Genomic DNA, 12,905 nt, shown 5'->3' on the forward strand with positions numbered 1-12,905 from the left:
CCCCCGTGAACGACCCGTCCGGGTTTCCGACCCGGAACGTTCCGCATGTCGTAGCACCGCGCCGTAAATCGATCGTAAACGGGGTCGCGCGACGTTCCGCGCACGCGCCCGACGTCGCGTTACGCTTGCTCGGCCACTTCGAGTTACGTGTCGCCGGCGTCGCGTCGCCGCCGCCGGCGACGGTCAAAGCCCGCTCGCTGCTCGCCTATCTTGCCGGACGAGCCGGAGAACGCATCCGTCGCGAGACGGTGATGAGCGAGTTCTGGCCCGACGCCGACCCGACCAGCGCGCGCAACAACTTCAAGACCGCGCTCTCCTCGATTCGCAAAGCGTTTCGCGACGCCGGCGTCGATCCGTCGGGCGTGCTCGAAGCGGGTCGCGAGGTCGTGCGCTGGATCGCCGGCGTCGCCATCGACGCCGTCGAGTTCGAGCGCAGCTCGGTCGACGTCCCGGCCGAGCGCGCACGCGCGCTCGCGCTCTACCAAGGCGAGCTGCTTCCGGGCGACTACGCGCCCTGGGCGAGCGAGCTGCGCGACCGGTTGGCGGCGCGCTACGAGGACATGCTGCGCGCCGAGCTGGCCGAGCGGCCCTCGCCGGCGCTGGCCAACCGCATCTTACTGCTCGATCCGTACTGCGGCGACGCCTACCTGCTGCTGATCGAAGACGCGCTGCGGGCGGGCAATCGCCGCGAAGCGCAGTTCGTCTATCACCGCTACGCGGCGGCGCTGGCCGACCTCGGGGCGGCGCCCAGCTCGGAGCTGGCGGTGCGCGTGGGCGCCCGCGAGCAGACGCCGCCGGTCGCCGCGCTCGGCTTCGTCGGCCGCGCCAGCGAGCTGGCCGAGATCGCGGCGTGGTTGGCCGACGAGGCCGCCGCGCCGGCGCTGATCGTCAGCGGCTTGGCCGGGATCGGCAAGTCGGCCCTGCTCGCGCACGCGCGCGGCGCGCTGCACGGCTTCGCGGCGGCGCTCGCGAGCGGACGGCGCGGCGTGCACGAGGCGCGCCCCGAAACGCTCGCCGCCGTGCGCGCGGCGCACCCCGACGCGCGCGAGCTCGTGCTGGGTCCGCTGCGTCCCGACGAGGTCGCGCTGGCGCTCGCGCGCTGCTTCCCGGCCGACGACGCGCGCCGGCTGGGTGAGTCGGTCTGGCCGCGCGCGCAAGGTCACCCGCTGCTGGTGCAGGCCGAGATCCAGCGTCTCGCCGACGCGCGCGGCGGACACTCGCCGCTGGCACCGCACTTTCCGCGCGCGGTCGAGCGCCGCTTCGAGGAGCAGCTGCAGGCCGCCGGCGACGACGCCGAGCGCGTCGCCGAGCTGCTCGCGCTCGAGCCGCAGCTCGACGGCGACGATCTGGTCGCGCTGCTCGATTGGAGCAGCGAACGCGTCGGCGACGCGCGCGAACGGCTGATCGCGTTCGGCATCCTGGCCGACGCGCCGCCGATCCGGCTGAGCTTCGGGCTGTTCGGCGAGGTCGCGCTGCGGCGGCTGACGCCGGCCCGGCGGCACCAGACGATCGCGCGCATCGCCGAGCGGCTCGCGCTGCACGAGCATCCCAGCGCGAAGGTGCGCGTCGCCGAGCATCTGGTCACGCTTGGACGGCCGCGTGAGGCGGCGCAATCGTACGCCGACGCCGGCCGCGCGTACGTCGCGTTCGCCGGCTGGAGCAGCGCGCTCGACGCCTTCGACGCCGGCATCGCGGTACTCGAACCGCTGGCGACGTCGGCGGCCGCGACGGCGTTGCTGCGCGAGCTGTACCTCGCGCGCGGCACCGCGCAATATCACGCCGGCCAATTCCAGGCCGCGGTGCACTCGCTCGACGGTGCGCTCGAGCTGAGCGAGCCGGAGACGGACGCCGCCGCGCGCGCCGGCGCGCTGGTGACGATGGGCAACGCGCTCATCTCGCTCAATCATCTCGACGCGGCGCACGCGGTCGCACGCCAAGCCGCCGCGGAAGCGCAGCGCGGGGGCGCGTTGGCGAGCGAGCTGGAGGCGCACAGTCTCACCGCGCGGCTGCGTTTCATCGAAGGCGCGAGCGAGGACGCGTTCGCGTGTGCGACGCCGGCCTATGCGCGAGCGCGCGACGCCGGCGAGTGGACCGTCGCCTCGGCGCTGGCGCAGTCGGCGGCCGACGCCGCGCGGCGCGGGCTGCGCTTCGCGGATTGTTACGTGTGGGTTGGCTTGCAGCTCGAAGCCGCCGTCTTGGCCGGCCCCGTCCTCGAAGCGCAGGCGCACTATGCGATCGGCTCGGTCGACTACGCGGTGAACCGGCTCGACGCGGCCGTCGAACGGGTGCGGGAGGCGCTGCGCATCATCGCCGGCGTGCGGCGCCGGCGCGCGCTCGGATCGGTCCCGCTCGGACACTTCGAGTGGCATGCGCGCCTGGCGCTGGCGCACACGCTCTCGGCGTCGGGCAAGCTGGAGGCCGCGCTGGTCGAGTCCGAGCGGGTCGTCCATTCGCCGTGGGCGCGCAACACGCCGATCAACGCCATCATGACCTTCTCGACGCTGGTCGACATCCGGCTCGCCAGCGGGCGGTCCGAAGACGTCGCCGTCGCGCTGGCGATGGAGTCGCGCTTTCCGATGCTCCCCGAAGATCACCGCGGCGCCTTCCTCGACCGCTTGGCGCGTGCGCGCTTGGCGGCCCTGGTCCAGCCGGCCGGCGTGGCGGCGATGGCGCTACGGCGCACCTTCGCCCTGATCGAACGGGCCGAGCCGCGCTTCCCCGATCAGATCCACATCGCGTACGAGAAGCTGGCGCCGGCGGCGCGCGGGATCGACGAGGGGCTGGCCGAGCGTGCCGCCGAGGCGGGGCGCCGGCACCGGCGCCGGGTCGTCGAGGCGGCCGGCGCGCTGTGGTGCGAAACGCCGGCGCAGAAAATTTTTGGATTGACAGCAATTAACTAGCCCCTGCGTACTTGTCTCGTCGCGGGGACTAGCGATATCGCTAGCGCTTCGTTGCCGTTCGGGATCGCGGCGTTCGGCTCACTCGGTCAGCTAGCCGAGTTCCACTAGCGCCGGCATGCCGCCGAGTGTTCGCTTGGGTCCCTTGGCTGCGGGCGGCGTCCCGCCGGTGGCAGGAAGCGGTGACGATTATGCCGCTCCTCCGCATAATGCCAAAGCCGACCCGGACGCGTTCCGACCTGGCCGACGCTGCGCGTGTCTTCTCGACCGGCGAGTATCAGGCCGCGCTGACCCGCTTTCGAGACGGTGCGCGCCCGCGCGGTCTGGAGGGCCTGGAGCAGAGCTACCGCGAGGCGCCCCCCGGCGACGAGCGAGCGCAGGCGGCGTACTGGTCGGCCTGGGCCGCCTACGCGGAGCGGCGCTTCGACGTCGCGGAGCGGTGGTTGGCGCGCGCGCTCGACGAGGCGCGCGGGAGCTTGTACGCGCGCGGGCTGGCCCTGAGCGGCTGGGTGGCCGAGGCGCGCGGCGACTTCGGCGCCGCGACGCGCGCCTACCGGCTCGCGCTCGGCGCGCTCCGCGAGCGCACCGAACGCGACGACGAGTTGGCGGTCGCGATCCTGCGAACGCTGGGCAGCCTGGCCGTGGAGCTGGGCGACACGGAACTAGCCGACTACGTCGCGGCCCAGGCGCGCGGCGTGACGGGTGCCGACGCGGTGCTGCGGTTCCAGCTCGACGTGCAATTGGGTCTGGCCGCGCTCAACCGCGGTGACGTCGACGGCGCGCTCGACCGCCTCGACGCCGCGGAGCACGCGGCGAGCCGGTCCGCGCTGCGCGCGCACGCGATGCTCGAGCGCGCGGAGATCTACCGTTTGCTCGACGAGCCGACCGCGGCGCGCCGGCTGGTGGCGCGCGCGGTGCGCGAGCTCGGCACGGTCGACTGGGCCACGGCGGAAGTCGAAGATCTCAGCGCGCTGCTCGAGTCGGTCGTGCTCGCGGCGCGCTTCGGCGAACCGGCCGCGACGGAATGGCTCGCGCGCTACTTCGAGCTGGCCGGCGCGGGCGACGCGGCGTTCGTGCAGGACCCGCGCGTGCACGCCCGCGAGGTGCACGCGCGCGCGGCGACCGCGAGCGAGGACGCCGAGCGCGCGCGTTTGCTGCGCGACGCGCTCGATCGCTGGGAGTCGCTGCGCTACGTACGCCGTGCGCTGACGGCGGCGGCCGAGCTGGCCGCGCGCGGCGAACGCATCGAGTCGGCACGCCTGCGCGCGCTGGTCGACGCGCTGCCCACGCATCCGCTCGCGCAACAGCTGCAGCGCCGGCTCGGTTCGGCCGAGCTCGGCGCCGGCGGGGCCGTCGTGCTCTCGCCCGAGCAGCGGCGCGTCCTCGAGGCGCTCTGCGCCGGCGTCTCGGTACGCACGATGGCGCAAGAGTGGGGCCGCAGCGAGTTCACCATTCGCAACCACCTCAAGAAGCTGTTCGCGAAGCTGCAGGTCGTCAGCTCGGCGGCGCTGGTCGCGAAGGCGATGAGCTCCGGCATCGTCGGCGCCGCGCCGAAGGTGCCCCCGGCTCGACCGCCGCGCGGCAAGGGCGGCGCCCAGGAAGGCTGACCCGCGGCGTCGTCTCTTCCCGCATGACGACGCAGGCTGGTTCGATCGACGGCTTGACCCCGAGCACCGCGGAGACGGCGCCGATCCCCGCGCCGGGCGTGATGGCGGTCGATTTCGAGCAGCGGGTCGACTTCCCGCGGCTGCGCGAGTACCGGCTGCGCCGCGCGCGCGCCGCGCTCGAGGCCAGCGAGCTGGGCGCGCTGCTGCTGTTCGACGTCAACAACATCCGCTATGTCAGCTCGACGATGATCGGCGAGTGGTCGCGCGACAAGATGACGCGCTATTGTCTGCTGGCCCGCGGCCGCGCGCCGATCGTGTGGGACTTCGGCTCGGCGGCCAAGCATCACCGTCTGCACGCGCCCTGGCTCGATCCGCACGACTGCAAGGCCGGATTGCTCGGGCTGCGCGGCGCGATCGCGCCGGACGTCGGCCTGTTCGAGGGCGCGGCCGCCGAGCTGGCCTCGCTGTTGAAGGAAGCCGGCGTCGAGAAGCTGCCGGTCGGCATCGACATCCTCGAGCCGCCGCTCTTGTTCGCGCTGCAGCAGCACAACATCACCGTGCGCGACGGGCAGCAAGTCATGCACGACGCGCGCATGATCAAGTCGGAAGACGAGATCATGCTGCTGAGCACGTCGGCGGCGCTGGTCGACGGCGCTTATCAGGACATCGTCGAGGCCCTCAAACCCGGCGTCCGCGAGAACCAGATCGTGGCGCTGGCGACCAAGAAGCTCTACGACCTGGGTTCCGACGACGTCGAGTCGATCAACGCGGTCTCGGGCGAGCGCTGCAACCCGCACCCGCACAACTTCTCGGACCGGCTGATCCGGCCCGGCGATCAGGCGTTCTTCGACATCATGTCGGCCTTCAACGGTTACCGCACGTGCTACTACCGCACGTTCAGCGTCGGCTACGCGACGCCGGCGCAGCGGGACGCCTACAAGCAGTGCCGCGAGTGGATCGATCGCTCGATCGCGCTGATCCGCCCGGGGGTGGGAACCGACGAGGTCGCGCGCGCGTGGCCGAAGGCGCAAGAGTTCGGCTTCTCGAGCGAGATGGAAGCGTTCGGTCTGCAGTTCGGCCATGGGCTGGGGCTGGCGCTGCACGAACGCCCGGTCATCTCGCGGCTCAACTCGCTCGAGCACCCGATGGAGATCCAGGTCGGCATGGTGTTCGCGCTCGAGACGTACTGCCCGGCCGGCGACGGCTACTCGGCGGCGCGCATCGAGGAAGAGATCGTCGTGACCGAGCGCGGCCCGAGCATCATCACGCGCTTCCCGGCGCAGGAGCTGTTCATCACCAACCCCTACGATTACGGCAGCCGGCCGCGGTGATCGCGTAAGCCGATGAACGTGCTGCAGATCGCCGTCGACGGGATTCTCCTCGGCGGCGTGCTGGCGCTCTCGGCGCTCGGCTTCAACGTCATCTTCGGCGTGATGCGGGTGGTCAATCTCGCGCACGGCGACTTCGTCGTGCTGGCGGCGGTCTTCTCGGCCTGGGCGTTCGCGCAGCTGGGAATCAACCCGCTGCTGCTCTTGCCGCTGACGGTCGCGGTCGGCTTCGTCGCCGGCGCGCTGATCCACCGCTTCTTGCTGCGGCGGCTGCCGCCCGAGGTGTCCTCGGCCGAAGCGGCGTCGCTGACGCTGACCTTCGGACTCTCGTACTTCCTGATCGGCTTGGGGATGATCGTCTTCGGCGGCCGTTTCGTCTCGGTGCCGTATCTGACCGGCGCGTTCCACCTGGGCGGGATCGCGATCTCGCAGGCGCGCCTGCTGGCCTTCGTCGTGGCCGTCGTCCTCTCGCTGATCTTCGCCTACGTGCTGCGCACGACGCTGCTGGGCCGCGCGATCCGCGCGACCAGCCAGAATCTCGAAGGCGCGCTGGCCTGCGGGATCGACGTCGACCGCGTGCGCACGCTGGCGTTCGCGATCGGCACCGCGGTCGCGACCGCCGCGGGGACGCTGATGAGCTTCGTCGCCAGCCTGAACGCCGGGCAAGGCGTCGCGTTCACCGTCAACGCCTTCGCGGTCGTCGTCATCGGCGGCTTGGGCAACTACACCGGCGCGATCGTCGGCGCGCTGATCCTGGGGCTCACCGAGTCGTTCGCCAGTTACGTGCTCGGCGCGACGCTGGCCGAAGCCGCACCCTACGTCTTGTTCATCCTGGTCCTGCTGGTCGCGCCGGCCGGCATCTTGGGACGCCGCACCGCATGAGGCGTCCGCTGCCGATCGCGCTCGCGGTCGTCGCGATCGCGCTGCTGGTGCTCGCGCCGCTCGCGCTCAACGGCTACGTGATCAACCTGCTCTACACGACGCTGCTGTCGGTCGCGCTGGCCTACGGGTGGAACCTGATCTCCGGCTACGCCGGCTACTTCTCGTTCGGCCAGATCGCGTTCTTCGGCTTGGGCGCGTACGCGACCGGCCTGCTGGTGAAGGACCTGAACTGGGAGTGGGTGCTGGCGGCGCTGGCCGGCGGCGGCGTCGCCTGCGCGCTGGCCGTGCCGCTCGGTTACGTGATGCTGCGCCTGCGCGGGCCGTTCTTCGCGATGGGGATGTTCGGCATGGCGCAGCTGGTGCGCGTGCTGGTGACGGCGCTGCCGGCCAGCGGCGCCGGCGCGGGCTTGTATCTCTCGCCTGACTTCAACGTCGCCGACGCGTACTATTGGACGCTGGCGATCGCGGTCGGCGCGATCGCGCTGACTTTCTGGGTCGATCGCAGCGCGTTCGGCCTGCGCCTGCAGGCGCTGCGCGAGGACGAGCAGGTCGCCGGCACGCTCGGCGTCGACGTCACCCGCGCCAAGATGGCGGCGTTCACGCTCAGCGCGCTCATCCCGGGCCTGCTGGGCGGGGGGTACGCGTTGTTCCTCACCTACATCGAGCCCGACGCCGTCTTCTCGTCGCGCCTGGACCTGCAGTCGATCGTGATGGCGATCCTGGGCGGGGTCGGGACGGTGTGGGGGCCGCTGGTCGGCGGCGTCGTGATGACGCAGATCTCCGAAGCGCTGTGGGCGCGCTTCCCGGAGATCTACCTGATGATCTTCGGCGGGCTGCTGGTCGTGCTGCTGCTGCTCTTGCCGCGCGGGATCGTCCCCGCGCTCTCCAAGCTGCTGGCGGAGCGGCGGCGATGAGCGACTCGCTGCTGGTCGTCGACGACGTCTCGCTGTCCTTCGGCGGCGTGCGCGCGCTGGCCGGCGTCTCGCTCGAGGTGCGCGCCGGCGAGATCCTGGCCTTGATCGGTCCCAACGGCGCCGGCAAGACGACGCTGTTCAACGTCATCAGCGGCGTGTTCCGGCCCGCGCGCGGCGACGTGCGGTTCTTGGGCCGCTCGATCGTGCGAGCCGCGCCGCATCGCATCGCGCGCGCCGGGATCGCGCGCACCTATCAGGTCGTGCGCCCGTTCGGCCGGCTGACCGTGGTCGACAACGTCGCCGTCGGCGCGCTGCTCCACGAGCCGACGATCGCCCGCGCGCGGCGCGACGCGCGCGAGATCGTCGGCTTCGTCGGCCTGGACGCGTACGCCGATCGTCCCGCCGCCTCGCTGACGCTCACCCAGCGCAAGCGGTTGGAAGTGGCGCGCGCGCTGGCGCTGCGGCCCAAGCTGCTCTTGCTCGACGAGGTCATGGCGGGTTTGACACCGACCGAGATGGACGGGATGGCGGAGTTCGTGCTGCGCCTGCACGAGCGCGGCATCGCCGCCGTCGCCGGCGTCGAGCACGTCATGCGGTTGATCATGCGCATCTCGGACCGGATCGTCGTGCTCGACGCCGGCAAGCTGATCGCGCAGGGGACGCCCGAACAGATTCGGCGCGATCCGGCCGTGATCGAAGCGTATCTCGGCGCCCCGCTCGGTGACGGATGAGCCTGCTCGCGGTCGCCGGCTTGGAAGCCGGCTACGGTGACTTTCGCGCGCTGCACGGCGTCGGGTTCACCGTCGAGCCGGGCGAGATCGTCACCATCATCGGCAGCAACGGGGCCGGCAAGACGACGACGCTCAAGAGCGTGATCGGGATCGTGCGGCCGTCCGCCGGAACGATCGTCTTCGACGGGCAGCGCATCGACGGCCGGCCGCCGCGCGAGATCGTCGAGCGCGGGCTGGCGCTGGTCCCCGAAGGCCGTCATCTCTTCCGCGAGATGACGGTCGAGGAGAACCTGCTCGTGGGCGCCCATCCGCCGCGGGTGCGCGCGACCGGCCGGCGCCGGCTGGCCGCGATCTACGAGCGCTTCGCGCAATTGCCGGCGCTGCGGGCGCGTTTGGCAGGCACGCTGTCGGGCGGTCAACAACAGGTGGTTGCCATCGCTCGGGCCCTGATGTCGGATCCGCGCCTGCTCTTGTTGGACGAACCTTCGCTCGGCCTCGCGCCGAAGACGACGCTCGAGATCTTCGGCGTCGTGCGCGACGTCAACCGCGACGGAGTCGCCGTCGTCCTGGTCGAGCAGAACGCGGTCCAAGCGCTCGAGCTGGCGTCGCGCGCCTACGTGCTGACCGAAGGCAAGACCGTCATGGAAGGAACCGCCGCCGCGATTCGCGGCAACGCCGACGTGCAACGTCGCTTCTTGGGAGAGGTGTGATCGTCATGAACAGACTCCGTTTCTTGTCGGCGAGCGGTGCCGCGGCACTGGCGCCCGCGCTGCAGCCGCTGCCGGCGGCGGCACAAGGCGCGCCGATCGTGGTCGGCGCCTCCCTCTCGCTGACCGGCATCTTCGCCGACGGCGGAAAGTACTCGCTCGAAGGCTATCAGCTGTGGATCAAGCAGCAGAACGCCAAAGGCGGCGTGCTCGGGCGTCAGCTCGCGCTCAAGTACTACGACGATCAGAGCGATCCGGCGACCGGCGTGCGCCTCTACGAGCGGCTGATCAACGAGGACAAGGTCGACGTCATCATGGGCCCCTACGGGACCGCGATCACGGCGCCGGCGGCGAACGTCGCCGAGCGCTACAAGATGCCGATGATCTGCCCCGAGACGGCCGACGTCGCGATGTTCCAGCGCGGCTTCCGCTACATCTTCCAGGGCCTGGGACCGGTGCAGACCTATCTGTTCGGCGTCCTCTCGATCGCGCACGACCATCACTTCAAGTCGCTGGCGGTGATCGGACCCGACACGGCCTTCGCGCACTCGCTGGCCGACGCTGTCCCCGGGGTCGCACGCGGCTTCGGGCAGGCCGTCGTCTACCAAGAGTTCTACCCGGCGCGCGCCAGCGATTTCTCCTCGGTGATCGAGAAGGTCAAGGCCGCCAACCCCGACGTGCTGCTGGCGATGGCGTTCCCCAACGACTCGATCGGCGTGCTGCGGCAGCTCAAGGTGTCGAACTACGCTCCCAAGATGTTCTACGAAGCGATCGGGCCGTCCGATCCGCGCTTCGCCGAGAGCGCCGGCGCCGACGTCGACGGCGTTTTCTCGGTCACCGGCTGGGACGCCGCGGGCACCTCGCGCGAGAACCAAGCCTTCAAGTCCAGCTACAGGGCCGAGTTCCACCGCGACCCCGACTATCACGCCGCCAGCAACTTCTCGGCGCTCGAGGTCTTGGCGGCCGCGATCAAGAGCGCGGGCTCGCTCGACCACGACAAGCTGCGCGACGCGCTGGCCGCGGTGCGGATCAAGACGCTGCTCGGCGAGTGGCGCGTCGATCCGCGCACCGGCATCCAGCTCGGCTACACCTCGTACATCCTGCAGTGGCAGAAGGGCAAGCAGGTCATCGTGTACCCGGGCAACGCCGCGCACGGCAAGCCGATCGTGCCGTTTCCCGCCTGGTCGGGGCGATGAGCGCGCACCTCGAGACGATCCATCACGAGGGCTACGACCCGACCATCAACTCGCTGTTCGTGCCGGCCATCAAGGTCGCGAGCGGAAAGCTCGTCTTCATCTCGGGCGTGACCGGCGCGCCCGTCTATCACGATCACCCGCATGTCCCGGCCGTCTTCGACGCGATGCCGCTCGACGCCGAGTCGCAAGCGCGCATCGCGTACGAGCACCTCGCGCTGGCGTTGAGCGCGGCCGGCTGCACGCCGGGCGACGTCGTTTGCCTGACCCGGTTCTTCACCCACATCGCGCAAGACCAAGACGCCATCAACCGCGTGCAGGGCGAGTTCTTCCGCGGACACCTACCGACCAGCACGACGGTCGAGGTCAAACGGCTGGCGACCGATCCGCGCTTGCGCCTGGAGATCCAGGCGATCGCGGTCGCGCCCGCCTGATCCGTCCTTTGCCACACAGGAGCATCTCGTGACCACACACCATCTGCGGGTCGGCATCGTCGGCCTGGGCGACATGGGCGCCGGCATGGCGGAACGCCTGCTCGACGCCGGCTTTCCGCTGACCGGCTGGAATCGCACGCGCGCCAAGGCGGAGCGCTTCGCCACGCGCGGCATGGCCGTCGCGGGCAGCCCGCGCGAGGTCGCCGAGCGCAGCGATCTGATCATCTCGATGGTGACCGACAACGCGGCGCTGAACGCCGTGCTCGACGGGGAGGACGGCATCCTGGCGGGCTTGCAGAAGGGCGCGATCTTCGCCGAGATGAGCACGACCTCGCCCACGCTGGTGCGCGCGGTCGCCCAACGCGTCGCCGAGCGCGGCGCGCACCTGCTCGACGCGCCGGTGCTGGGCAGCATCCTCACCTTGCGCCAAGGCAACCTGCTGGTCATGGTCGGTGGCCCGCAGGCGTCGTATGCGCGCGCCGAACCGGCCTTCCAGGCGATCGGTTCGACGGTGCGTCACGTGGGCGAGGTCGGCCAGGCCAAGGCGCTCAAGCTGGCGGCGAATCTCAACCTGGCCGTGCAAGTCGTCGCGATGAGCGAAGGCGTCGTGTTGGCCGAGAAGATGGGGATCGACCGCCGGCTCGCACTCGAGACGCTGCTCGGCGGCGTGATCGCCTCGCCGGCACTCAAGTACCGCATGCCCTTCGCGCTCGAGCCCCCCGACTACGCCTGGTTCGACGTCACCATGATCCAGAAGGACTTGCAGCTGGCGCTGGACCTCGCGCACGAGATCGGGGTCCCGCTGGGCACCGGCGCGTCGGCGCAGCAGAGCTTCACCGCCGCGCGCGGTTTCGGCTACGCGAAGGAAGACTTCGCCGTCGTTCTGCACGCCGTCGCCGCCGAAGCGGGGATCGCGCGCGACCCGAAAACCGTCCCGCCGTACTCCGGAGCGCACTGACGCTCGTTTCAGCGCGTGCATCGGCAGGTACAAACTGCCGACTGCATTCGCACGGAGGAGCGGCAATGGATGTCCTGACCATCATCAAGCAAGAGCACCGGGAAGTGGGGGCGCTGATCGACGACGCCGACGGGTGCGACCCCGGCGACCAGCGCCTGGTCGAGCTTGCGCGCGAGATCGAACAGAAGCTCTCGCTCCACCTCGCCATCGAAGAGCGCCTGTTCTACGCGCAGCTGCGCAAGCGCGCGGAGGAGCAAGAACAGCAGGTCGACGTGTTCGAAGCGTACACCGAGCACGCGGTGGCGCGGGCGCTGATGGAGATGCTGCGCTCGGGCCGCAAGCCGGACGAGAAGTTCAAGGCCGAGCTGCAAGTCCTGGGCGAGAGCGTGAAGCACCACGTCGAGGAAGAGGAGTCGAAGGTCTTCTCGGTCGCCAAGAAACTGCTCGACGCCGAGGAGCTCGACGCGATCGGCGCGAGCTGGGAACGCGCCAAACAGCGCGGCGTGAGCGAAACCTCGACGCGCTCGCCGCGCCCGGCGGCACGCGCCGGCGGCGCCAAGAAGCGCGTCGGCGCGCCCCGCAAGAAAGCCGCCAAGAAGTCGGCGGGACGCAAGACGCGCCGCTGAGGGCGCGTCGGGCGCTTCGTACGGGCGGCCGGTTTGCGGGCGCCCGACGATCGCCGAACGCTCGCTTGGTCGCCAGGGGAGCAGATCGGCGCGGGCGGGTCGTGGGGTCCCTTGGCACTCTTTCGACGCGATTCGTGTTATAGTAGCCGCGCAGGGCCGGCCGACGGCGTCCGTCTCGCCCTGTCGCGTACGAGTCGGTTCCCGTGGTCGCTCAGGCAACTCTGGTACATGGCACGTCTTAGAAACAAACAGGCGCCTGGAGTCAGACCCCATGTATACAGATGAGACCTTGAGCTGCGTTGATTGCGCGCAGCCGTTCACGTTTTCCGCCGGCGAGCAGTCCTTCTTTGCCGAGAAGGGCTTCACGAACAAGCCGAACCGTTGCCCGGATTGCCGTGCGGCCCGTAAGGCCCAGCGCGGAGCCGGTGGTGGCGGCGGCGGCGGGTTCGGCGGTGGCCGTTCCGGCGGAGGCGGCTACGGTGGCAGCCGTCCGCAACGCGAGATGTTCTCCGCGACCTGCAGTGGTTGCGGCGGCGTCGCGCAGGTGCCGTTCCAGCCGCGTGGCGACAAGCCCGTGTACTGCCGCACCTGCTTCGACGCGCGTAGCCACTCGCGCTAAGCGGCGTCC

Annotated in this window: 12 protein-coding genes; all 12 read left to right on the forward strand. The window is 70.7% G+C overall.

Features of this window, described 5'->3' with window-relative positions; translation table 11 throughout:
* Positions 1 to 125: 125 nt before the first annotated feature.
* The 12 genes from VMD91_15745 (at position 126) to VMD91_15800 (ending at position 12,896) form a co-directional block, all read left to right on the forward strand.
* Positions 126 to 2,900, forward strand: a complete 2,775-nt coding sequence (locus VMD91_15745) for a hypothetical protein (protein HTW85523.1) — start codon at positions 126 to 128, stop codon at positions 2,898 to 2,900.
* A gap of 206 nt (positions 2,901 to 3,106) precedes the next feature.
* Complete coding sequence (locus tag VMD91_15750; GenBank protein ID HTW85524.1) at positions 3,107 to 4,504, forward strand: LuxR C-terminal-related transcriptional regulator; 1,398 nt, start codon at positions 3,107 to 3,109, stop codon at positions 4,502 to 4,504.
* A gap of 23 nt (positions 4,505 to 4,527) precedes the next feature.
* Positions 4,528 to 5,835 carry a Xaa-Pro peptidase family protein gene (locus tag VMD91_15755; GenBank protein HTW85525.1) on the forward strand — a complete coding sequence of 436 codons (1,308 nt, stop codon included), beginning with the start codon at positions 4,528 to 4,530 and terminating at the stop codon, positions 5,833 to 5,835.
* A 12-nt stretch (positions 5,836 to 5,847) separates the two neighbouring features.
* Positions 5,848 to 6,714 (forward strand): branched-chain amino acid ABC transporter permease, encoded by an 867-nt coding sequence (locus VMD91_15760; GenBank protein HTW85526.1) that lies wholly within the window; start codon positions 5,848 to 5,850, stop codon positions 6,712 to 6,714.
* A complete protein-coding gene (locus VMD91_15765; protein HTW85527.1) occupies positions 6,711 to 7,628 on the forward strand; it encodes a branched-chain amino acid ABC transporter permease in 918 nt (305 codons plus the stop codon). Before VMD91_15760 ends, VMD91_15765 begins: the two co-directional genes overlap by 4 nt.
* A complete protein-coding gene (locus tag VMD91_15770) occupies positions 7,625 to 8,359 on the forward strand; it encodes an ABC transporter ATP-binding protein (protein ID HTW85528.1) in 735 nt (244 codons plus the stop codon). The genes VMD91_15765 and VMD91_15770 overlap by 4 nt, the downstream gene beginning before the upstream one ends.
* Entirely contained in the window at positions 8,356 to 9,069 is a 714-nt protein-coding gene (locus tag VMD91_15775) for an ABC transporter ATP-binding protein (protein HTW85529.1), read from the forward strand. Before VMD91_15770 ends, VMD91_15775 begins: the two co-directional genes overlap by 4 nt.
* A gap of 5 nt (positions 9,070 to 9,074) precedes the next feature.
* Positions 9,075 to 10,262 carry an amino acid ABC transporter substrate-binding protein gene (locus VMD91_15780; GenBank protein HTW85530.1) on the forward strand — a complete coding sequence of 396 codons (1,188 nt, stop codon included), beginning with the start codon at positions 9,075 to 9,077 and terminating at the stop codon, positions 10,260 to 10,262.
* Positions 10,259 to 10,693, forward strand: a complete 435-nt coding sequence (locus tag VMD91_15785; GenBank protein ID HTW85531.1) for a RidA family protein — start codon at positions 10,259 to 10,261, stop codon at positions 10,691 to 10,693. Before VMD91_15780 ends, VMD91_15785 begins: the two co-directional genes overlap by 4 nt.
* A 28-nt stretch (positions 10,694 to 10,721) precedes the next feature.
* The gene (locus VMD91_15790; protein HTW85532.1) at positions 10,722 to 11,651 is read left to right on the forward strand and encodes an NAD(P)-dependent oxidoreductase; all 930 of its coding nucleotides are present in this window, start codon (positions 10,722 to 10,724) and stop codon (positions 11,649 to 11,651) included.
* Between the two features lie 65 nt (positions 11,652 to 11,716).
* Positions 11,717 to 12,277, forward strand: a complete 561-nt coding sequence (locus VMD91_15795; GenBank protein ID HTW85533.1) for a hemerythrin domain-containing protein — start codon at positions 11,717 to 11,719, stop codon at positions 12,275 to 12,277.
* A gap of 271 nt (positions 12,278 to 12,548) precedes the next feature.
* A complete protein-coding gene (locus tag VMD91_15800; GenBank protein HTW85534.1) occupies positions 12,549 to 12,896 on the forward strand; it encodes a zinc-ribbon domain containing protein in 348 nt (115 codons plus the stop codon).
* Positions 12,897 to 12,905: the final 9 nt, after the last annotated feature.

Source organism: Candidatus Sulfotelmatobacter sp. (genome assembly GCA_035504415.1).
Lineage (GTDB): Bacteria > Vulcanimicrobiota > Vulcanimicrobiia > Vulcanimicrobiales > Vulcanimicrobiaceae > Vulcanimicrobium.

Bases quoted from the DNA above. Each gene is read 5' to 3' on its own strand.
- VMD91_15765 (HTW85527.1), top strand. From the start codon at position 6,711: ATGAGGCGTCCGCTGCCGATCGCGCTCGCGGTCGTCGCGATCGCGCTG.
- VMD91_15785 (HTW85531.1), top strand. From the start codon at position 10,259: ATGAGCGCGCACCTCGAGACGATCCATCACGAGGGCTACGACCCGACC.
- VMD91_15760 (HTW85526.1), top strand. From the start codon at position 5,848: ATGAACGTGCTGCAGATCGCCGTCGACGGGATTCTCCTCGGCGGCGTG.
- VMD91_15780 (HTW85530.1), top strand. From the start codon at position 9,075: ATGAACAGACTCCGTTTCTTGTCGGCGAGCGGTGCCGCGGCACTGGCG.
- VMD91_15775 (HTW85529.1), top strand. From the start codon at position 8,356: ATGAGCCTGCTCGCGGTCGCCGGCTTGGAAGCCGGCTACGGTGACTTT.
- VMD91_15755 (HTW85525.1), top strand. From the start codon at position 4,528: ATGACGACGCAGGCTGGTTCGATCGACGGCTTGACCCCGAGCACCGCG.
- VMD91_15750 (HTW85524.1), top strand. From the start codon at position 3,107: ATGCCAAAGCCGACCCGGACGCGTTCCGACCTGGCCGACGCTGCGCGT.
- VMD91_15770 (HTW85528.1), top strand. From the start codon at position 7,625: ATGAGCGACTCGCTGCTGGTCGTCGACGACGTCTCGCTGTCCTTCGGC.
- VMD91_15795 (HTW85533.1), top strand. From the start codon at position 11,717: ATGGATGTCCTGACCATCATCAAGCAAGAGCACCGGGAAGTGGGGGCG.
- VMD91_15800 (HTW85534.1), top strand. From the start codon at position 12,549: ATGTATACAGATGAGACCTTGAGCTGCGTTGATTGCGCGCAGCCGTTC.